This is a genomic window from Saezia sanguinis, assembly GCF_003991585.1.
GTDB lineage: Bacteria > Pseudomonadota > Gammaproteobacteria > Burkholderiales > Burkholderiaceae_C > Saezia > Saezia sanguinis.
In genome coordinates this window covers 481,870-501,931 of the sequence record NZ_PQSP01000002.1, presented here as the reverse complement: position 1 = coordinate 501,931, position 20,062 = coordinate 481,870, and the positions used below count along the sequence as shown (strand labels likewise).

The 20,062-nt window shown below is 50.8% G+C and carries 14 protein-coding genes and 1 tRNA gene; 4 read left to right on the top strand and 11 right to left on the bottom strand.

Annotation, left to right across the window (positions count from 1 at the left end):
* Positions 1-24 precede the first annotated feature (24 nt).
* From zapE to CUZ56_RS06250, 7 genes are all read right to left on the bottom strand, one after another.
* The gene (gene zapE, locus CUZ56_RS06275) at positions 25-1,128 is read right to left on the bottom strand and encodes a cell division protein ZapE (RefSeq protein WP_126979317.1); all 1,104 of its coding nucleotides are present in this window, start codon (positions 1,126-1,128) and stop codon (positions 25-27) included.
* Between the two features lie 240 nt (positions 1,129-1,368).
* Complete coding sequence (lpdA, locus tag CUZ56_RS06270; protein WP_126979315.1) at positions 1,369-2,799, bottom strand: dihydrolipoyl dehydrogenase; 1,431 nt, start codon at positions 2,797-2,799, stop codon at positions 1,369-1,371.
* 137 nt (positions 2,800-2,936) lie between these two features.
* Positions 2,937-4,199, bottom strand: coding sequence for a 2-oxoglutarate dehydrogenase complex dihydrolipoyllysine-residue succinyltransferase (gene odhB / locus CUZ56_RS06265; protein WP_126979313.1), 1,263 nt, complete (start codon positions 4,197-4,199; stop codon positions 2,937-2,939).
* 70 nt (positions 4,200-4,269) lie between these two features.
* Entirely contained in the window at positions 4,270-7,050 is a 2,781-nt protein-coding gene (locus CUZ56_RS06260) for a 2-oxoglutarate dehydrogenase E1 component (RefSeq protein ID WP_126979311.1), read from the bottom strand.
* 498 nt (positions 7,051-7,548) lie between these two features.
* Positions 7,549-9,696, bottom strand: coding sequence for an excinuclease ABC subunit UvrB (gene uvrB, locus CUZ56_RS06255; RefSeq protein WP_126979309.1), 2,148 nt, complete (start codon positions 9,694-9,696; stop codon positions 7,549-7,551).
* Entirely contained in the window at positions 9,686-9,814 is a 129-nt protein-coding gene (locus CUZ56_RS16270) for a hypothetical protein (RefSeq protein ID WP_275427136.1), read from the bottom strand. Before CUZ56_RS16270 ends, uvrB begins: the two co-directional genes overlap by 11 nt.
* The gene (locus CUZ56_RS06250; RefSeq protein ID WP_126979307.1) at positions 9,807-10,457 is read right to left on the bottom strand and encodes a hypothetical protein; all 651 of its coding nucleotides are present in this window, start codon (positions 10,455-10,457) and stop codon (positions 9,807-9,809) included. The genes CUZ56_RS16270 and CUZ56_RS06250 overlap by 8 nt, the downstream gene beginning before the upstream one ends.
* Positions 10,458-10,852: 395 nt before the next feature.
* Between CUZ56_RS06250 and CUZ56_RS06245 the strand changes: the two genes are divergently transcribed.
* Entirely contained in the window at positions 10,853-11,215 is a 363-nt protein-coding gene (locus tag CUZ56_RS06245) for a hypothetical protein (RefSeq protein ID WP_126979305.1), read from the top strand.
* Here the strand turns inward: CUZ56_RS06245 and CUZ56_RS06240 are convergent.
* The 4 genes from CUZ56_RS06240 to CUZ56_RS06225 form a co-directional block, all read right to left on the bottom strand.
* Positions 11,176-11,742, bottom strand: coding sequence for a lipoprotein N-acyltransferase Lnb domain-containing protein (locus CUZ56_RS06240; RefSeq protein ID WP_126979303.1), 567 nt, complete (start codon positions 11,740-11,742; stop codon positions 11,176-11,178). The two genes, CUZ56_RS06245 and CUZ56_RS06240, sit on opposite strands and share 40 nt — an antisense overlap.
* A gap of 196 nt (positions 11,743-11,938) precedes the next feature.
* The gene (locus CUZ56_RS06235) at positions 11,939-15,508 is read right to left on the bottom strand and encodes an autotransporter domain-containing protein (protein ID WP_126979301.1); all 3,570 of its coding nucleotides are present in this window, start codon (positions 15,506-15,508) and stop codon (positions 11,939-11,941) included.
* A gap of 138 nt (positions 15,509-15,646) precedes the next feature.
* Complete coding sequence (locus CUZ56_RS06230; protein ID WP_126979299.1) at positions 15,647-16,885, bottom strand: autotransporter strand-loop-strand O-heptosyltransferase; 1,239 nt, start codon at positions 16,883-16,885, stop codon at positions 15,647-15,649.
* Positions 16,886-17,499: 614 nt separating this feature from the next.
* A tRNA-Leu gene (locus CUZ56_RS06225) sits at positions 17,500-17,584 on the bottom strand.
* Positions 17,585-17,815: 231 nt separating this feature from the next.
* Here CUZ56_RS06225 and CUZ56_RS06220 point away from each other — a divergent pair.
* The 3 genes from CUZ56_RS06220 (at position 17,816) to CUZ56_RS06210 (ending at position 20,038) form a co-directional block, all read left to right on the top strand.
* The gene (locus CUZ56_RS06220; RefSeq protein WP_126979297.1) at positions 17,816-18,142 is read left to right on the top strand and encodes a low molecular weight protein tyrosine phosphatase family protein; all 327 of its coding nucleotides are present in this window, start codon (positions 17,816-17,818) and stop codon (positions 18,140-18,142) included.
* A 47-nt stretch (positions 18,143-18,189) separates the two neighbouring features.
* Positions 18,190-18,879 carry a phytanoyl-CoA dioxygenase family protein gene (locus tag CUZ56_RS06215; RefSeq protein ID WP_126979295.1) on the top strand — a complete coding sequence of 230 codons (690 nt, stop codon included), beginning with the start codon at positions 18,190-18,192 and terminating at the stop codon, positions 18,877-18,879.
* Positions 18,880-19,027: 148 nt separating this feature from the next.
* On the top strand, positions 19,028-20,038 hold the full coding sequence (locus CUZ56_RS06210) for an alpha/beta hydrolase (protein ID WP_126979293.1): 1,011 nt from the start codon (positions 19,028-19,030) through the stop codon (positions 20,036-20,038).
* Positions 20,039-20,062 lie beyond the last annotated feature (24 nt).

Below are 20,062 nucleotides of genomic sequence, written 5' to 3'. Positions count from 1 at the left end.
GCTGCCCTTTTAAAAACGGGTTTTTCAGACCAGGTCTGTCTGTGACCTTCTGATCGGCTCTGCCAGATACTCCTGTGACTGCATTTCAACCAGCCGGGACACCGTTCTGACAAACTCATATGCCAGGGCACCTTCGGTATAAAGCTGTTCAGGAGGCACTGCGGCAGACAGAATCAGCTTGTTACGCCGGTCATATAGCACATCTACCAGCAAGGTGAAGCGCCTGGCCTCGGAGGCCAGTTGTGGCGGCATTTTCGGCACATTGGACAGCATCAGCACGTCGAAACGATTCGCCAGCTCCAGATAATCGTTTTGTGAGCGTGGTGTCGCACACAATTGCGCAAAACTGAACCACCCGACATTGGCCGAGCAGCGAACCGCCTGCAGTTTCCTGTGCTCCACTTCTATCGTGGTATCCAGATTCGGCCCTTCGCTCACCTGCCCGTAAATCTGCTGCAGCACTTCATCCGTTTCAGCGCCCAACGGGGTCAGATAGGTTTGCGCCGGCGACAATGTGCGCTGGCGGTAATCCACACCGGCATCCACGCACACCACATTCATCTGCTGTTTCAGCAACTCAATGGCAGGCAAAATGCTTTCCCGCTGCAACCCATCGGGGTACAGCCCGTCAGGATGAAAATTAGACGTGGTAACCATGCATGCCCCATTGGAAAACAGCGCTTCGAGCAAGCGGTGCAGAATCATCGCATCGGTCACATCAGAAACATGGAACTCATCAAAACAGATCAAGGGGTGTTTTTCAGCAATTTCTTTGCCCAGCACCGCTAGCGGATTCACCGTGCCCTGCAACTGCCGCAGTTGTCTGTGCACTTCGCGCATAAACTCATGAAAATGCAAACGCCTTTTGCCACTGACATTCACAGCATCAAAAAAGCAATCCATCAAAAAGCTTTTGCCACGCCCAACACCGCCATACATATAAACGCCTTGTGGCGCTACCAGTTTATTCAGCCAGCGTGACATGAATCCCCTATTGCGTGATGACATATACGCTTCCAGATCTTGCTGGCATTGTTGCAGCGCCGCAATGGCGTTTTCCTGTGCCGCATCGCTGTTATAACCCAATTCTTTTAACCGGTTGCGGTAAATATCAGTCACTGTAGACATAAAACCTGTTCTCGCGAGAAATCTCGCTTGCCCCTGCAAATGAAGTAAAGTTATCAATTGTATTTTTTTCTGCGCATACGCGGGCATCACATCCGGAAAGACAGCACACTGGCAGCCACATTACAACCCGAACCTGTTTGACAGGGCATGTGACTAACAAAGCAAAACCCCCTTGACTTTCAAATCAAGGGGGCTTGCAGAAAAACGGGAAATTGCGTTTTTATGGCTGACAGTTCAGCATCAGAAGTTCAAAGTCCGTTTGTCAACGGCCAATGCTGCTTCTTTGGTCGATTCAGACAGCGACGGATGTGCATGGCAAATACGTGCGATGTCTTCAGAACTGGCTTTGAACTCCATGGCCATGACCGCTTCGGCAATCAGCTCGGAAGCCATTGGGCCAATAATGTGTACGCCCAGAACTTCGTCGGTCTTGGCATCTGCCAGGATTTTGACAAACCCGGTGGTATCACCCATGGCGCGTGCACGACCATTGGCAAGGAACGGGAAGGTTCCCGACTTGTAAGCCACGCCGGCTTTTTTCAGTTCCTGCTCGGTCTGCCCGACCCAGGCCAGTTCAGGACTGGTGTAGATGACAAACGGAATGGTATTGAAGTTCACATGGCCATGCTGCCCGGCAATACGTTCTGCCACGGCCACACCTTCTTCTTCGGCCTTGTGTGCCAGCATCGGACCGCGCACCACGTCGCCAATCGCCCATACATTGGGCAGGTTGGTACGGCACTGGTCATCCACCACAATGGCGCCACGGTCATCCAGCTTAAGCCCCACGGCTTCCGGATTCAGGCCAATGGTATTGGCCACGCGACCGATGGAAACAATCACATGGTCCACATCCAGTTTCTGTGCAGCGCCTTTGGCGTCGGTATAGGCAATGGAAACACCTTTTTTGCCGGGTTTCACTTCACTGATTTTGGCACTCAGCTCAATCTTCAGACCCTGCTTGGTGAATACCTTCAAAGCCTCTTTGGCCACCTGCTCGTCCACAGCCGGCAGGAATGTCGGCATGCCTTCAAGTACCGTGACTTCAGAGCCCAGGCGACGCCATACGGACCCCATTTCCAGACCGATCACACCAGCGCCAACCAGCACCAGTTTTTTCGGTACGGCTTTCAGATCCAGCGCACCAGTATTGGAAAGCACCAGCTTTTCATCAAATTCAACACCCGGCAAAGCGCGTGGATTGGAGCCCGTGGCCACAATCACGGTCTTGCCCACCAGGGTTTCGGCGTCTTTGCCGATCACCTTGATTTCATAGCCCGCAGCAGATGCTTTGACAAAAGAGCCACGGCCATGGAAAAAACTGATTTTGTTCTTTTTGAACAGGTACAAAATACCGTCATTATTCTGGCGTACCACCGCATTTTTGCGGTCTACCATCTTACCGGCATCTATTTTCAGGTCTTTCAGACTGATACCATGATCGCCAAAATGCAGCTTGGCCTGCTCATAATGTTCAGACGACTGAAGCAATGCCTTAGATGGAATGCACCCCACATTGGTACAGGTGCCGCCAGGGGCAGCAGCGCCGTTTTTAGGGTCTTTCCACTCATCAATACAGGCCACTGTTTTACCCAACTGGGCAGCGCGAATTGCAGCAATATAACCGCCGGGGCCTGCGCCAATGACGACAACATCAAACTCTTTACTCATTTGTGTTCTTTCTTTCGTTAAAAGGCCAAATCAATATGTACGGGGTCATTTACAACCTGACTGAAAAACAGTTGTAAAAAACCGCTGCATCTTACCGGGATGAAGTATGCAGCGGCTTATTCCCAGCACCTTTGGTTTTACAGGTTCAGCAACATGCGTGCCGGGTCTTCCAGTGCTTCCTTGATGGCAACCAGTGTCAGCACAGACTCACGTCCGTCGACAATCCGGTGGTCATACGACAGCGCCAGATAACACATCGGACGAACCACCACCTGACCATTTTCCACCACGGCACGCTCTTTGGTCGCATGCACACCCAGAATGGCTGACTGTGGCGGGTTGATAATGGGGGTAGACATCATCGAGCCGAAAGTACCACCGTTGGTGATACTGAATGTACCGCCAGACAACTCGGCAATCGACAGTTTACCGTCCTTGGCCTTGGTTGCAAATTCGGCAATCTTGAGCTCGATCTCAGCAAAGCTGAGCTTGTCTGCATTACGCAGAATCGGCACAACCAGACCACGTGGCGAAGAAACCGCAATACCAATGTCAAAGTAGTTATGGTAAACAATATCGCCACCGTCAATGCTGCCATTGACTGCCGGATATTTCTTCAGCGCATGGACTGCAGCCTTGACAAAGAAGGACATAAAGCCCAGTTTGATGCCATAAGTCTTGGTGAACTGGTCCTGGAACTTCTTGCGCAGGTCCATCACCGGTGCCATGTTCACTTCATTGAACGTGGTCAATGTGGCGGTAGTCTGCTGTGATTCGATCAGGCGTTCAGCCACACGCGCACGCAGCTTGCTCATCGGTTCACGCACTTCGGTGCGATCATCCAGCGGAGGCACCAGGCCACCAGCCGGTGCCGCAGCAGGTTTAGCGCCGCCAGCCACTGCAGACAGTACGTCACCCTTGGTAATACGGCCATCTTTGCCAGTACCACCAACCTGAGATGCGCTCAGGTTGTTATCCGCCAACAGCTTGGCCGCAGCCGGCATGGCCACACCGGCCTTGCTGGCAGAAGCGGCTGGTGCCGGAGCCGGCGCTGCTGCAGCCGGAGCTGGAGCCGCTGGTGCGGGCGCAGGCGCTGCCGGAGCTGGGGCAGGAGCCGGAGCAGCCTCTTGCTTGGCCGGAGCCGCCGCCGCACCCTTGGCTTCGGTATCGATCTTAGCGATCACCTGCCCGGAGGTAACACTGCCACCGTCACTGACAACGACCTCAGAAAGTACCCCTGCACCTGGTGCGGGAACTTCCAGAATAATCTTATCGGTTTCAATTTCAATCAGAATCTCTTCTGCTGCAACGGCCTCACCAACCTTCTTTTTCCACTGCATCAACGACGCTTCTGATACTGACTCGGACAGTTCAGGAACCTTGACTTCTAGAATTGCCATTTGATTTTCCTATAATTTTCAAGAATGGGATTACGCCTCACGAATGAGGCGTACCTGGTGGATCACATAATTACTTTACCGTATTTTTGAGTTTACCAAAAGCACCGGCAACCAGTTCTTTCAACTGTTCTTGATGCTTATGGGTATACCCTGTCGCCGGAGCCGGGCAAGCAGCACGTCCCGAGTAGCCCAGTTTCTGCTTGTCTGTCAGCATGTCACGGACCTGCGGACGCACATAACTCCATGGCCCCTGGTTTTCCGGCTCATCCTGACACCAGACCACTTCCGTAGCACCAGCATATTTCTTCAATTCGGCAGCCAGCGCTTTTTGCGGGAAGGGATACAACTGTTCCAGACGAATAATCGCCACATCGGTCAGTTTCTTCTCTTCGCGTGCAGCAGCCAGATCGTAGTAAACCTTGCCGGAACACAGGATCACACGCTTAACCTTCTTGGCATCGATGCTGCTGTTCACTTCCGGAATCACCATCTGGAAGCTGCCCTTGGCCAGCGTTTCCAGCGGCACTGCGGCATTCTTGTTACGCAGCAGCGATTTCGGTGAGAACACCACCAGCGGTTTGCGGTATTTGCTCAGTGCCTGAGAGCGCAGCAGGTGGAAAATCTGCCCTGCTGTGGTTGGCTGGGCCACCACCCAGTTTTCTTCAGCGCTCAATTCAAGGTAACGTTCAATACGTGCTGAACTGTGCTCTGGCCCCTGGCCTTCAAAACCGTGCGGCAGCAGCATGACCAGGCCTGCATAACGACCCCATTTGGTTTCGCCGGAGGCAATGAACTGGTCAATCATGATCTGGCCACCGTTGGCAAAGTCACCAAACTGTGCTTCCCAAATGGTCAGACCGTCAGGACGCGCTGTGGCATACCCGTATTCAAAGCCCAGAACACCGTTTTCTGACAGCACAGAGTTCACGATGGTGAATTTACCCTGTTTGTCAGAGAGGTGCTGCAGCGGAATATAGGGGTCTTCCGTCCAGTCAGGCCGGTTCTGGTTGTGCACCATGGCTTGACGATGGCTGAATGTACCGCGGCCAACGTCTTCACCGGATAAGCGCACAGGAATACCGGCGCTCAGCAATGTGGCATAGGCCATGTTTTCACCCATACCCCAGTCCACCGGCAATTCACCATTGCCCATGGCGGCGCGGTCTTTAAGAACCTTTTGCACCAGGGGATGCACAGCAATACTGTCAGGCACCGTGGTAATGGCCTGTGCCAGTTTTTTCAGCTCTTTTTCCGACACACTGGTATCTACAGGCTCAGACCAGGCTTTTCCGACGTATTTGCTCCAGTCGGAGGTGTAAGGGCTCTTGAACTTCTTATCGACCGGGTCGCTGGTGACTTTATTTTCATCCATCGACTTGCGATATTCTTTAACCAGTTTTTCTTCGTAAGCGGCATCGATGACGTTTTCATCAATCAGACGCTGCGCATACACACGGCGTGAGCCCGGGTGCGCTTTCACCGCCTTGTACATATAAGGCTGGGTGATCTGAGGCGTATCCTGCTCGTTATGGCCCAGTTTGCGGTAGCACACCAGGTCAATCATCACATCGCGGTGGAACTGCTGGCGGAAATCCACTGCCAGTTGCATCGCGAATGCCACGGCATCCATGTCATCGCCGTTGATGTGCAGGACCGGAGCGTCAATCATGCGCGCCACATCGGTACAGTACAGCGAGGTACGGGTATCACGCGGGTCAGATGTGGTGAACTGCACCTGGTTGTTAATCACGATGCGGATAGAGCCACCGATGTAATAACCGCGGGCACCCGCCATTGACAGGGTTTCCTGCACAACACCCTGACCAATCACGGCACCGTCACCGTGAACGGTGACTGACATGACCTGGTTGCCAACGCCGTCATTGCGGCGATCCATACGGGCACGCACAGAACCGGACTGCACCGGGCTCACCACTTCCAAGTGAGACGGGTTGTAAGCCATGCTCAGGTGCACCGTGCCTGACGGTGTTTTGATGTTGTTGGAAAAACCATTGTGGTATTTCACGTCACCGGAAGGCAGATTTTCCGGCGCGGTATGGTCAAACTCAGCAAACAGCGCTTTGGGTTCTTTACCCAATGTGTTGACCAGTGCGTTCAGGCGGCCACGGTGAGCCATACCGATCACAATGTCTTCAACGCCATTCTGTGCTGAATAACGTACCAACTCGTCCATGGCAACGATGAATGCATCGCCGCCATCCAGTGAGAAGCGCTTCACGCCCACATATTTGGTATTCAGATAGCCTTCAAGGCCTTCAGCCGCAGTCACGCGCTCAAGCAGGCGTTTTCTTTTCTCGGCATCAAATTTAGGCTGCCCCTGTTTGGATTCCAGGCGTTCAATCCACCAGTTGCGCACTTTCACATCGCGGATGTACATGAATTCAACCGCCAGCGTGCCGCAGTACGTTGCACGCAGTGCGCCAACCAGTTCGCCCAAAGTCATTGAGCTCTTACCAAAATGGGTCGACGAGGTATCCACCGTCGACTTCATGTCAGCCTCAGTCAATCCATAATACTGTGGGTCCAGCTCGGGAGATTCCTGCGGACGCAGGATATTGAGCTTCAACGGGTCCAGATTTGCCCGGAGCACACCCAAATTACGGTATGCATCAATCAGCTTGGATACTGCCGCCGCTTTCGGGTCGGCTCCTACGCCATACGCGCCAGCACCATTGGCAGGCGCCTTTTGCATGGCTTCAAAATATTCACGCCAGCGTGTGGGAACAGAATTAGGGTCGTTCTGATATGACTCATAGAGCTCCTCGATATAAGGAGCATTGCTGCCATAAAGATAAGAATTCGCCAGGTACTCAGCGTACTGTTGCGACATATGACTACTCACTTTCACTCCGTTGTGCGAAGTTATCACTGTGTATTGAAAAACCTTCTGTCACTCAACTCAGGTAATCGATCAAACCCGAAAATCTGCAAGCAACCAGAAGGACTAACAGAACACCTGTTCTTAGGGTTACTACTATAACATCGGCACGAAAACTCATATTTGACCTAAGTCATTCAATGCCTTTACCCGGATTTCAACACAAACTCTCAAACCCTCGTTTAGCGTATGTGTATTTATATAAGGCGCTCCAATTGTAATTTAGGATGTGTTATATCCTCTAAAAGTTTCATATAAATCAAATTGTGCAAAGCAATAATTTAATTTATTCCCATCCCTTAGAAATGACATCAACTCATAACACTGCCTAGATGTCGCGCCGCAAAAACACCCCCGAAAACACGTGTCAAAAAAACGGCACCTCCGCCATTTAATTGCCGGCTTCGGCGCCAAAATCAAGGGGAAAAATAATTTTGCAATTGATGACAATCAGCTCATCAAATCATGCACATTGGCGCCGAATGCCATATTTTTGAACTGCGCCAGCCGGTCTCTGACCTGCGCGGCCTGCTCGAACTCCAGATTTTTCGCATGATCGAGCATCTGCTTTTCCAGCCGCTTGATTTCGCGCGCAATCTCTTTTTCGCTCATGTCCTGCACCTGGGCCTGCAAAAGCTCCTGCTGTTCCTGCGGCTGACCGGCATCCTGCTCATGGTACACACCATCAATCAGGTCTTTAATCTGCTTGTTAATGCTCCTGGGCGTAATGCCGTGCTCGGCGTTGTAGGCCAATTGCTTGTTGCGGCGCCGTTCGGTTTCTCCAATGGCCTTGCGCATGGAATCCGTCATACGGTCTGCATACAGAATGGCCTTGCCATGCACATTGCGCGCCGCACGGCCTATGGTCTGAATCAGCGAGCGTTCTGCACGCAAGAAACCCTCTTTGTCCGCATCCAGAATCGCAATCAATGACACTTCCGGAATATCCAGCCCCTCACGCAGCAGGTTGATCCCCACCAGCACATCAAACAGCCCCAGCCGCAGATCACGGATGATCTCCACCCGCTCTACCGTGTCGATGTCCGAATGCAGATAACGCACCTTGACACCGTTCTCACTCAGATATTCGGTCAACTGCTCGGCCATGCGTTTGGTCAGCGTGGTAATCAGCACGCGCTCGCCCACTTTCACACGCTCATGAATCTCCTGCAGCACATCGTCAACCTGCGTGGTCGCCGGACGGACTTCAACCTCCGGGTCCACCAGCCCGGTCGGCCGCACCACCTGCTCCACCACCGAGCCTGCGGAGTGCTCCATTTCATAATTACCGGGAGTCGCCGACACAAACACCGACTGCCGCATACGCTGCTCAAATTCAGGAAACTTCAGCGGCCGGTTGTCCAGCGCGCTGGGCAAGCGGAATCCATACTCCACCAGTGTGGCCTTACGCGCGCGGTCGCCGTTATACATGCCGGTAAACTGCCCAATCAGCACATGCGACTCGTCAAAAAACATCAGCGCATCTTTGGGCAGATACTCCACCAGTGTGGGCGGCGGCTCTCCCGGCTTGGCACCGGAGAGGTGGCGGGAGTAGTTTTCAATGCCCTTGCAATGCCCAACTTCTTGCAACATCTCCAGGTCAAAGCGGGTGCGCTGCTCCAGCCGCTGGGCCTCCACCAGCTTGCCCTCATCGTAAAAGAATTTCAGCCGCTCCGTCAGCTCTTCCTTGATGGTTTCAATTGCATTGATCACGCTTTGCCGCGCCATCACATAATGCCCTGCCGGATAAATGGCAAAGCGCGGCACCTTGTGCTGGACCTTGCCTGTCAGCGGGTCAAACAGGCTGATGCCATCCACCTCATCATCAAACAGCGTCACGCGCACCGCCAGCTCGGAATGCTCGGCCGGGAAGATATCAATCGTATCACCGCGCACCCGGAACGTTCCGCGGGCAAAATCCATATCGTTGCGGTTGTATTGCATGCGCACCAGATGTGCAATGAAATCACGCTGACTGACCCGGTCACCCACGCGGGTGATCAGCCGCATCTCGGTATAGTCTTCCGGGCTGCCCATACCGTAAATGGCCGAAACAGACGCCACAATAATCACATCGCGCCGCTCAAACAGGCTTTTGGTAGCCGAAAGCCGCATCTGCTCAATATGGTCATTGATCGCGCTGTCTTTTTCAATGAACAGGTCGCGCTGCGGCACATAGGCTTCGGGCTGGTAATAATCGTAATAGCTCACAAAGTATTCCACCGCATTCTTCGGGAAAAACTCGCGAAACTCCGAATACAACTGCGCCGCCAGCGTTTTGTTGGGCGCAAACACAATGGCCGGCCGTCCCAGCTGGGCAATCACATTGGCCATTGTGAATGTCTTGCCAGAGCCGGTCACCCCCAGCAGCGTCTGAAAACTCAGCCCGTCACGGATACCTTCCACCAGCTCACCAATCGCCGTTAACTGGTCTCCAGCCGGCGGATAAGGCTGGTACAACTCAAAAGGCGAGCCTTCATAGGTGATGAAACGGCCCTGCGGTACATCTTCAGCAACGTCGGCAACTGTGTTCTTCACCTCCGCTTCAGAAGCCACATCATTGTTCTGTTTTTTTGAAGTTTTCGCTTTACCCGCCATGACCGCCCTTCTGATCTTGAATCTTCACACGTCCAGCAACTAAGATGATGCCACCTGCCCATTTTTCAATTGAAACCGCCACAGTGCCATAGCCATAGCTCATAACAGCACTAGCCATGCCAGCTTCCCTGAGATACCCGCAACTGTGCAGCAAACAGGGCCGCATACGCCCACAGCTCTGACAGTTCCTCCAACAGTTGCAGTATTCCATCGCCCAAATTCAATGCCACGCCGCCATGCCCCTCAGCAATGGTGGACAGCACGGCCCCCACCACAACCAACAACAGTTCAAGCCACGGAAATACGCCGCAACGCCATATTTTCACCAGGCTCTGATATTGCCTGGTTAATAAAAAAACAGCCGCAGAAACCAGCAGCAGCACTCCGGCAACCGGGTAAACAACAGGCTTGTAACCCAGTTGAAGAGAGGAAGAATAAATCGGGCCAGACACCGGATCGACATACAGGGGCGGCAAAAACACAGCGCCCCATCCCAGTTCGCGGGCAAACATGATCAACCAGAATGGCATCACCATGATCCAGAACCAACGCTGAGTTTTATTCTTTGCCCGTACGGCAAAGCACAGCGCCAGCACCAACCCTGCAAGTAGGATACCTGCCTGCGTATTTTCAATCGGCCCATTTTCCCAACTGAACCAAACCGGTAAATACAAGGCCAAAGGATAAGAAGACAGCAACCCTATGATGATGAAGCCAAGGAGAAATACCCGGCCTTTAGAGAATGGCTGTAACGTATGCATGAAAACTCAACTTTTCCTGATGGCAAAGCTTTTATTATATGCTTTCGATCATTGCATCAATAAACTGCCTGATGGTGTATTGGCAAGCATGGTTTCCTGCACCTGCTCCGGCCAGTGAGCCGGATCGCCTCATCACCGCACACAGTGTGCCCAGCAATGGCATAAGGTGTATCCAGGCCACCGCCGGCGCCATTGCGTATGGCGATCAAAATGCCCGGCACAGACCAGCAACCAGCCTGAACAAACCGATGTGCCATTTGTTTTTTGCGCGCAGCAATATACGCAGGCACATACGAGCCTTGAGCATAAATGCCCATAAAAAAATACGCTATACAATCCATCACTGTGACACGCTATGGTCACCACACATCCATCCCTTTTATAAGGATTCACCTGTGCGTATTCTTTTCATTCTGATTGGATCTGTTTTATTGCATGGCTGCATCTCCACCGACATCCATGTCAATGTCGACAACCGCCCTGAGCCGCTTAAGGGCATGGCTGCCGCCACACTGATTTCAGGCACTTTTTACGCTGAAGACTCAAAAGGCCTGTACTGCAACGGCGCTTACGACTCAACGGACGTCAGTCCAAGACTACAGGTTCGCTTTCAATGCTCCGATGGCCGCTCAGGAAGTGCCAGCGTTTCCCGCTATGGGGAATATCTTGAAAATGGCTCAGGCCAGGGACAATTAAGCGATGGCACAGCCATCAATGTCTATCTTGGCGAAAAAGCACATGGAAACATAGCCCCGTAGCCAGGTAGGCTTTTGTTTGGTTTGAGGCAGCGTGTTAGGTCCGTACTTCGCAAGCGTGTTGCCTCTGAAGAGATATGAATAGGATAACGATAAACTTCTTCATTGCGAAAATTAGTACGAACCCGAACAATATCAAACTCATCACCAACAACATAAATTAACTTACACCGCTTAAAAAGTGAGGCAATTGGATCATAATGCTCATGCGCTTCAAATCTGGCTTCAATAGAAACACTTACAGGAGGAGCGTTATCAAAATTAAAATTCACACAAGTATGCGCGACAGGTCCTGACGTCCAATAAGAAACATAAAAATCAACAGAGACTAAATGTGAAAGGTCTACTTCGCGCTCTTCATAACGGGAAATAAAATCGTCTACGCTTCGATATTCAAAATTACGAAAATTGGTAATAAGTACTTTATCCCCATTAATATAAGCACGGGGCATATGTGCAACATCAGCACGTAAAACACGATCATGTGATGGCTCTATTGTTGACCAATAAGCCAAAATAGCAATCAACATTAGCCCCCTTTGCTTTAAAAAATTTTCTTGTCACAATCTAGGGCAATACTTCTCAAATTAGCACATTGGAATACAAATATAAGTCCCTCTTTGACAGCAGTGACAACAAGAAAAACGTCTCATAGTCACTGCTTTCTCGCTCAAAAATAAAAGTTTGTGTCGCATTGATGTTAAAAAAATCAAATAACTAAGCAACTCAGAATTTGAACTCCCACATGATACGAGCAGCATGATCTCTGACCTGTCGACCAAACTCTCCATCATATCCTATGCTCAGCGTCATATTAGGCTGCAACTGGAAGTTTGCCCCTACACCGACCACCGCCGCATTGCGGTTGATTTCCACACCTCGTATAGTGTACTCTTTGCCTCCCACAAAATTCATATGGACTTTGGGCGCTATACTGCCAACGTTATATTGCCAGCCCAAGTCACCATACAGGCTCATGCGGTCCTCAACCTGCCATTCGCTTTTCACACCTATCGTGGTGGTCAATAAGTTGTCACTGTGCCGACTACTGTGCAGTATGGTAAGGCCGCCTGTTTCTGTAAAGCTGTCAGTAGTAATTCTCTGTGCTGCCACATTTATGTACGGTGTCAGGTTAAGGTTCGGTGTAAGGTTAAAGGTGTGACTGCCCTGAATAAAGGCCTGCAACAGACCACCGTTATAATTGCCTTGATTTTTGGAGGCCAGATTGCCAATAGCAATATTTCGCTCGGTATCAATATCCAACCAGCTATAGCCTATACCACCTTTGAGGTCTATCAGACCTACACTGGTGCGTCCGTAAGCCAGCAGGTGGATGGCATTAATGTCTGCATCGGAATGACGCAAACGGTCTGTGCTGAGTTTGGTATGCTCATAGCCGGCAGCCACACCAAATACAGTAGTTTCATCGGCACTGGTGTACAGATCTGAACCAATCAGCACACCAAGCCCTCGATTATCAAGTTTGGAAGCATTGCCATCTGCTTTGACATGACCATCATGCGCCCAGACATTGACCCACAAGTTTTTGTTGATGTCCGTTTCCGGCGCTAAAAGGCCCGAAGCATCGGAAAGGTGCTGCGTAATAGCAAGCCTCGGATAGCGGCTGTTGATAAGAAGGGCACTTTTGACACTGGCATGAATCTCTCCGCTGAGACTGTCAAAGGCGTTGCGTGCCTGCCATGCATCCATGCTGACGATTGTCTCATAAATTGGGTTGTTCTCTCCCAGGCCTTCTATGCCAGCTCCTGTATTTTGCTGATTCTCACTACCCCCGACTGAAGGAAAGCTGGTGTTGTTACGTACCAGTGTGAGTCGTACCTGGTCAGGATTGCTGTAGTCTACCAGCGACGTCAAAAACGCCAGATTGCTGTCCACAGTACTGAACTGCCCACTGACACCCTGATCGCTGTCGACAATAACATAGCTGAATTCTTCGGCCCAAGTGCCCGCACCACCCCAAATTTGTAAGGCTGCGCCGGGCTCGATGGTAACGGTACCGTTGCCTCCTCCAAGAGCAGAGTCAGCCACGACACGTCCGACATTGTGGTCAGGGTGTGCGTCTACATCCAAGATGGAGCCGCCTTTGAGAGTGACTTGCCCTGTTGTAAGAGTACCAACTGCACCCGTGCCGGGAGATAAAGTGCCTCCACTGTCAACAGTAACATGACCCGCTATTTGCCCATGACCACCAAGGATGGCTCCGTTTTGGACATTGACGTCGCTCGCCAACCGTGCCGGACTACCGGCAATGTCACCTATATATAGGCTCCCACCAACCACAGTGGTGCCCCCGGTATAGCTGTTAACGCCTGTAAGTATCAGGGTATTATTTCCATCTTTGACAAGACTGCCTGCTCCCGAGATTGTTGCAGCCAATGTATTGTCTGCAGTCTGGTTTAACGTCAGCACTCCATTGTTGACAAAAGTGGTACTTGCATTCAGTTGCGCATCCCCGACTACCAGAGTAAATCCTTCTAAAATCCCCCCATCCGATATATTCAGTATCCCTCCTGTATTAACCGTTGTATTGACTGCGACACCTCCCCCATACACATACTGCGCACCGCTGTTGTCAATAGTCGTATCTACGGCAACAGCACCGGAATACACTCGTTGCACACCGGCACTGTGAATGATCGTATTGTCAGCACTCCCTCCCGAAGATATATTCTGGAGCCCCCCTGCTGCAATATCAGTATCTGTTGCAAAACCGCCTGAAGAAATTGTTTGTATCCCACCGGCATCAATCACTGTATCAACCGCACTGCCACCAGCAGATACTCGCTGCACACCACCCGCATTGACAGTTGTATCCAGTGCAACCCCTGTGGAGTATATATCCTGTCTGGCGCCACTATTGACAATCGTGCCTGTAGCTACTGCTCCAGCGGACACGTATTGCCGCCCATTGTTATTCACAATTGCCGAGGTTGCCTGTCCGCCACTGGAAATAATCTGGCGCCCACCGTCTTCTATGACTGCATTGCTTGCTAGTCCTCCGTCATACACGTACTGCGTGCCACCATTAAGCCTTGTATCTGCTGCAGAGCCACCAGAATTAACTCTTTGCTCCCCATTAGCAATCTGCGCGCCACTGACCACTGCGCCATCATAAATGTACTGCCCTCCTCCATCAAAAACAGTACCAATTGCACTGCCGCCAGCGAATACATTCTGCCTGCCACTGCTGCCTAATGTTGTGCCAACTGCCGAACCGCCAGCACTGACGATCTGTGTGCCATCATCAATCTGTGCACCGCTAACTACCGCACCGTAAAGGTATTGCCGACCACCACTGAATACCGTATCAACCGCATTGCCGCCTGCTGAAATATATTGAATTGCCCCACTCGTGAGAATTGAACTGACCGCCGTTCCCCCAGAGTTGATGGTTTGTCCGCCACTGACAATATTAGCTCCACTAACCGTAGCTCCGTTATAAAGATACTGCCACCCACCGTTAAAGACAGTATCGCTGACAATACCTCCCGCCCACACATTCTGCCGCCCATTGGTTTCTAAAATCGTACCTACGGCTGCCCCCCCGGCACTGACCGTCTGCCCACCACTCACGACGTGTGCACCGCTGACCACCGCACCATCGTAAACATACTGCCCACCGCCATTGAACACCGTTCCGACTGCTGTTCCACCTGAAGAAACTCGCTGTATTCCGCCGCTATTTAAAACCGATGAATTAGCGGTTGCACCCGAATATAAGCGCTGATCTCCGCCACTATTAATGATCGTATTGTTCGCAACACCTCCGGCATAAACATATTGAAACCCTGAATCGCTGGAATTGAAAACACCCGAAAGCGTAGTCCCCTCAGCAGTCCCGCCGGAAACTCGTTGCTGCCCACCGGTATTGACTGCTATGCTGGAAGTCACCCCTCCAGCATAAACATTCTGTCGTCCACCACTGTTGACAGCGATATTGTTTGTGCTTCCCCCATTAGAAACATTTTGAACGCCACCGATATTAATCGCACCCCCATTAGCCACACCACCGGAAATCACGCTCTGTGTTCCACTGGTGATAGTCTCTCCACTGACCGTACCACTGACTACAGGTGTGAAAGACTGCGCTAAAACCGGTTGCGTTAATTGCCCTGCCAGAATGGTTCCCGCAACAACTGCCAGCACCAACTGTTTTACGCTTGTGCATGAAGCACGGCTGTGCCCTTTTGCTAGTTCAGATGCAGCCACCCAAGTTTGCCGACTTTCGCTCCAGACAATTCGGTAGCTGCGATTCAGATTATTTTTATGTCCCATTTTTATTACCTTTCGGGGCTGCTATCGCTAAAATTTAAACTTCCGCATGATGTAAGTCGCATGGTCCCTGACCCTCGAATCGATGCTCCATCACACTTTCGTTAATACTCCTTTTATCCAGAAGGACGACTTCAATACCTATGTTGAAGAATGTTGCAATGTTTGATATAACCGGTCAATATGCCCGATAACCTGCTGACCGGTAATTAAACGCGTGCATTCGTACTGACGTTCCGTGCCCTTTAAGCGAGGACACCAAAAAAAATCTTTATGATCAAAATTAAGATTGATATCATCCCAGCATCCCATACAACCATGTGTGCTGTAGACTCGATACGGGGTTTTAAACTCACAGGTTGGCAAAGTAAAGCCACTGATGAGGACCACAGGAACATGACAGGCCCACGCCAGCCATGAAAGCCCACTGCTCAAACCCACAAAAAAATCAGCGTGCTGCAACAATGCAACCCGCTCCTGCAAAGAGATATCTCCCGTAAAATCTTCCGCCCCATAGGGAATGTGGTTCCATACATAACCCTGCCCATATACAGCCTGTTTATCAATGCATAAAACTCGGTAGCCAAGCTTCTTAAGGTGCTCAACCACTAGGTGCCAACCCATTCCATTATTCCAGTATTTGGCTTGGCAACTGGACTGTGCCGCGATACATACATAAGGTTCTTTGATACGACGTGGAGCATCCAACTTAAGCCGTGGAGGCTCTTCTGAAGGATCAACTCCGAGGATGTATCCTGCCGTACGATGAAGCCCAACCATGCGAAAATCAATTGGCTGCGAATTAACGTCACCACCAAAAAAAAGACCAATACGATATGTTGCGTAAGGAGCCTCTGTGCTGACCATTTGAGGTGTATTAAGCCGCATATCAGGATATTGATCCTTAAAAAGATCAATTAATTCCTGACCTAGCGTGCACTCAAGCCTGCAGCCATGTTGCTGGTAAAAGCGCTCTGCATGCGGAAACCAGCCAATGATATCGCCGATTGTTCCCACAGGAAAAGAAATCAAAACCGGCCTGTTCTTCAGATCCAGCGTGTGATCCAGTAACGGTGTTTTTTCTCCGCGCCTCCAGACTCGGAGTATAAAACGCACATAATACTTTTTGGTGCTTTGCACCCAGCCCTCATCAGAATCACAGGCAAAAAGAATGTTACCCGACTCTGCGTCAATAATTTCTACATGCCATTGCCCTTTTGGCAACAAGACACGAGCACCATCATTAAAGTCATAGCGTATGCCTTCAGCCCCTTCCTGTGTAGGAATAGCAGGTGGCATCACAGAGTACGCCACTGTTCCATCAGGTTGCTCTGTCTTACCGGAGAATACTGCATCGTGTGGATTCATTGTTAAAACCATACCTAAACAATCTCCTTGAAAGTTTAGAAAGTCAAGAAGACTATATTTTATTTATATAGTAATTCCGTTCTGGATTACAAACGCAGATGTGGAACTAATTCACAAATTTGGTGATTAATACACTCAAATTAATTGAATGAGAATTATTATTTATCTAACACCGTAACAGCGTTTAGTTTCGTATTTCTAATCTCAGATAGAAGTCTGTTATGAAAGCTCAATACCAAGACTTATACGCATTTAATATACTTTAAACATACTGAACTTACACTCTACCATGTCTAATACACCTAAGAATCACACGAGCCCACAGTATGGACTATGTTCGCTGGCTCTGTTATAGAGATTCTGAGAGCAGAAGAATAGCGCTGACTCGTTCACAAGTTCTGCTTGCTCACTTGTATGAACATTAACAGAAAAGCCAGTATAAATAAAAAGCCGAATTTGTTTGATTCCTCTTTTATGCACTACTTCGAACTCAGTGCTGTATAAATCATGTACTGAGTTGCCTGAGCATCAGCGGGGATTTGTAGTTCTTTATGAGATCTAAACTTCGCTCTTCTCTTTTGTTTTCAATACGCTAGAGAGCTTGAAAGATCATATAAGAATGAAAATGGTGCCCCAGGCGGGACTTGAACCCGCACGGCTTTCGCCTGGGGATTTTAAGTCCCCTATGTCTACCGATTTCATCACCGGGGCCAGACTGGACAAGCTTGTGCAACCTACCCGTATGATGGATACGCGCTTAAAGCTCTTGGTTTATTTTAAACCGAGCGCTTATTATCCATGAACTCCGCATTTTTTACCAGCCTGCTCGGTTTTTGCCCGCTACTTTGCCAGATCAGGCACCACATTCTTTGCTTGATTAACGCCATTGCGTAAATAATTTCATGATATGGTAGATAGACAAAGCTAAAGTCCAACACTTTTATGAAAAAAATCCTTTTTCTTTGCAGCCAGAATCGCCTGCGCAGCCCAACCGCTGAGCAGGTTTTTGCCAGTTACCCTCATATTGAGGTTAGTTCAGCCGGACTGAATCACGATGCAGAAACTCCGCTGACGCCAGACCTGCTCGAGTGGGCCGATACGATTTTTGTCATGGAGAAAAAGCACCGCAATAAACTGCAACAGAAATTCAGACCTTATATCAAAAACCAGCGCATCATCTGTCTGGGCATTCCTGACGACTACGATTACATGGAACCTGCCCTGGTTCAGCTACTCAAAATAAAAGTCAGCCCTTATCTGCCCGGATAAATCCGTTGCGCCCCCCTCCCCTGCTAAAAAGGAGAACCACATCCATCATGCTCAGCACTGAATTACAACACACCAGCTCCCCCGATTTTCTGCACACGCAAGGTTATGCGGTTATCCCCAATGTGCTTTCCGAAGCCCAATGCGCTCAACTGCTGCAACATACAGCGCCGTTTCAGACCCGCTCACGCAGTTCACGTACAGCGCTTTCTTTGCCCTGGTGTCAGGAACTGGCACGCCAGTTGAAAACACACCCCGCCATTAAACCCCTGCTGGTGCCCGATGCGGTTGCGGTTCAATGCACTTATTTTGAAAAATCGGCCGATCGCAACTGGCTGGTTTCCATCCACCAGGATCTCAGCGCGCCGGTAGCACAGCGTGTCGACCACCCCCAACTGCAAGGATGGTCTGAAAAAGAAGGACAGGTCTTTATGCAGCCGCCTGAATCGATTATGCGGCAGATGCTGGCATTGCGGCTGCATCTGGAGCCTTGCACTGAAACAGACGGGCCGTTGAAAGTTTATCCGCGCACCCATCACCATATTGACTATGCACCTGACAGCGCACAAGACCGGGAAGAGGTCACACTTACCGCGGCCACCGGAACCGTTATCGCCATGAAGCCCATGACACTGCATGCCTCTTCCAAAGCCAGCGGCCACAGCAAACGACGCCTGCTGCACTTCCTGATGGGCCCGGCTGACCTTCCCTATGGACTGCAATGGGAAATGGCCGTATAAAGCATCAAAACAAAGCGTCTTTAGCCTACACGCTATTCATTCATGCCATGCATCAAGCACTCCTGTTATGATGCTGCATTGTTTTGAATTCTGTTCCATGCGTTTTACTTTCAGTTTGCCATCATTTGTTTTAATTTTCCTGCTGGCTATGACGTTATCCGCTCAAGCACAACCCAGCCCGGACCTATCCATGTTCACCCCGCAGGCCTACAAGGCACGCGAGGTACATGCCGCCGTCGAGATGCGCGTGGTGGGCGATGGCGCACAGCGCGCTTATCTGTTTGTACCGGCGCAACCGCGTGTGGAAGATGCCATTCCGGTGGTTTTATTCCACCACGGCTGGCAGGGCATGAACCCGATGAACTTCGGTGCCCTGATCGACCACCTGGTACGCAGCGGGCATGCGGTGATTTACCCGGTTTATCAGGATTCAGAACACACGCCACCGCCACTGGTAACAGACAATGCAGGATACGCCAACCGGCAAGCACTCAATGTGCTGTCACAGGAATTTGGCCTGATTCCGCGTCCGGGCCAGACTCTTTATTACGGTTTTTCTGTAGGGTCGGCCATTTCAATCAACCTGGCATTAAACGCCGAACATTATGGCCTGCCGCCGGCTGACGCCATGATGCTGGTATCGCCCGGAGATGCCTACCACGCTGACAATGGCCGCTGGACACAAAGCATTTACGGCCCTGTTGAAATGCTGCCGGCCGACTTGCCTGTTGTCATCATCACAGGAGAAGATGACGACATTGGCCTGCCGACGGCGCGCAAACTTGCCGCGCGTTTATGCCATATTCCACGCGAACATCGCATCATGCTGGTGGTGCCTTCCAGCTCATACAATGGCCGCAAAGTCATGGCCGGGCACGGTTCTCCCGGAGCCCCTGACAGCCGCTATAACTTCAGCCTGCAACGGTACGATTTCCCACGCGCCCTGCAAGGCCTGCCTGAATACGAGGTATCCGCCTCTTTGAACCAACTGGATTTTTATGGTTACTGGAAGATCGCTGACGGTCTGCTGGACGGCCTGAAGAGCGGTTCTTTCGCAGCCACCGTTTTTGGCGATGGCACCGATCAGCAGTTGTCTTTAGGCTTTTGGGGCGACGGCATGGCGCTCAACCCGATGAAGATTGAAAACCCCTGCCCCTGATAGCCAACCATGGCCGTTGTCAAC

Coding starts and splice junctions, on each gene's coding strand:
- CUZ56_RS16270 (WP_275427136.1), bottom strand. CDS start 9,814: ATGGCTAGTGCTGTTATGAGCTATGGCTATGGCACTGTGGCGGTTTCA.
- CUZ56_RS06235 (WP_126979301.1), bottom strand. CDS start 15,508: ATGGGACATAAAAATAATCTGAATCGCAGCTACCGAATTGTCTGGAGC.
- odhB (WP_126979313.1), bottom strand. CDS start 4,199: ATGGCAATTCTAGAAGTCAAGGTTCCTGAACTGTCCGAGTCAGTATCA.
- CUZ56_RS06215 (WP_126979295.1), top strand. CDS start 18,190: ATGCTCAGCACTGAATTACAACACACCAGCTCCCCCGATTTTCTGCAC.
- CUZ56_RS06240 (WP_126979303.1), bottom strand. CDS start 11,742: ATGTTGATTGCTATTTTGGCTTATTGGTCAACAATAGAGCCATCACAT.
- CUZ56_RS06220 (WP_126979297.1), top strand. CDS start 17,816: ATGAAAAAAATCCTTTTTCTTTGCAGCCAGAATCGCCTGCGCAGCCCA.
- CUZ56_RS06230 (WP_126979299.1), bottom strand. CDS start 16,885: ATGGTTTTAACAATGAATCCACACGATGCAGTATTCTCCGGTAAGACA.
- uvrB (WP_126979309.1), bottom strand. CDS start 9,696: ATGGCGGGTAAAGCGAAAACTTCAAAAAAACAGAACAATGATGTGGCT.
- lpdA (WP_126979315.1), bottom strand. CDS start 2,799: ATGAGTAAAGAGTTTGATGTTGTCGTCATTGGCGCAGGCCCCGGCGGT.
- zapE (WP_126979317.1), bottom strand. CDS start 1,128: ATGTCTACAGTGACTGATATTTACCGCAACCGGTTAAAAGAATTGGGT.
- CUZ56_RS06210 (WP_126979293.1), top strand. CDS start 19,028: ATGACGTTATCCGCTCAAGCACAACCCAGCCCGGACCTATCCATGTTC.
- CUZ56_RS06260 (WP_126979311.1), bottom strand. CDS start 7,050: ATGTCGCAACAGTACGCTGAGTACCTGGCGAATTCTTATCTTTATGGC.
- CUZ56_RS06250 (WP_126979307.1), bottom strand. CDS start 10,457: ATGCATACGTTACAGCCATTCTCTAAAGGCCGGGTATTTCTCCTTGGC.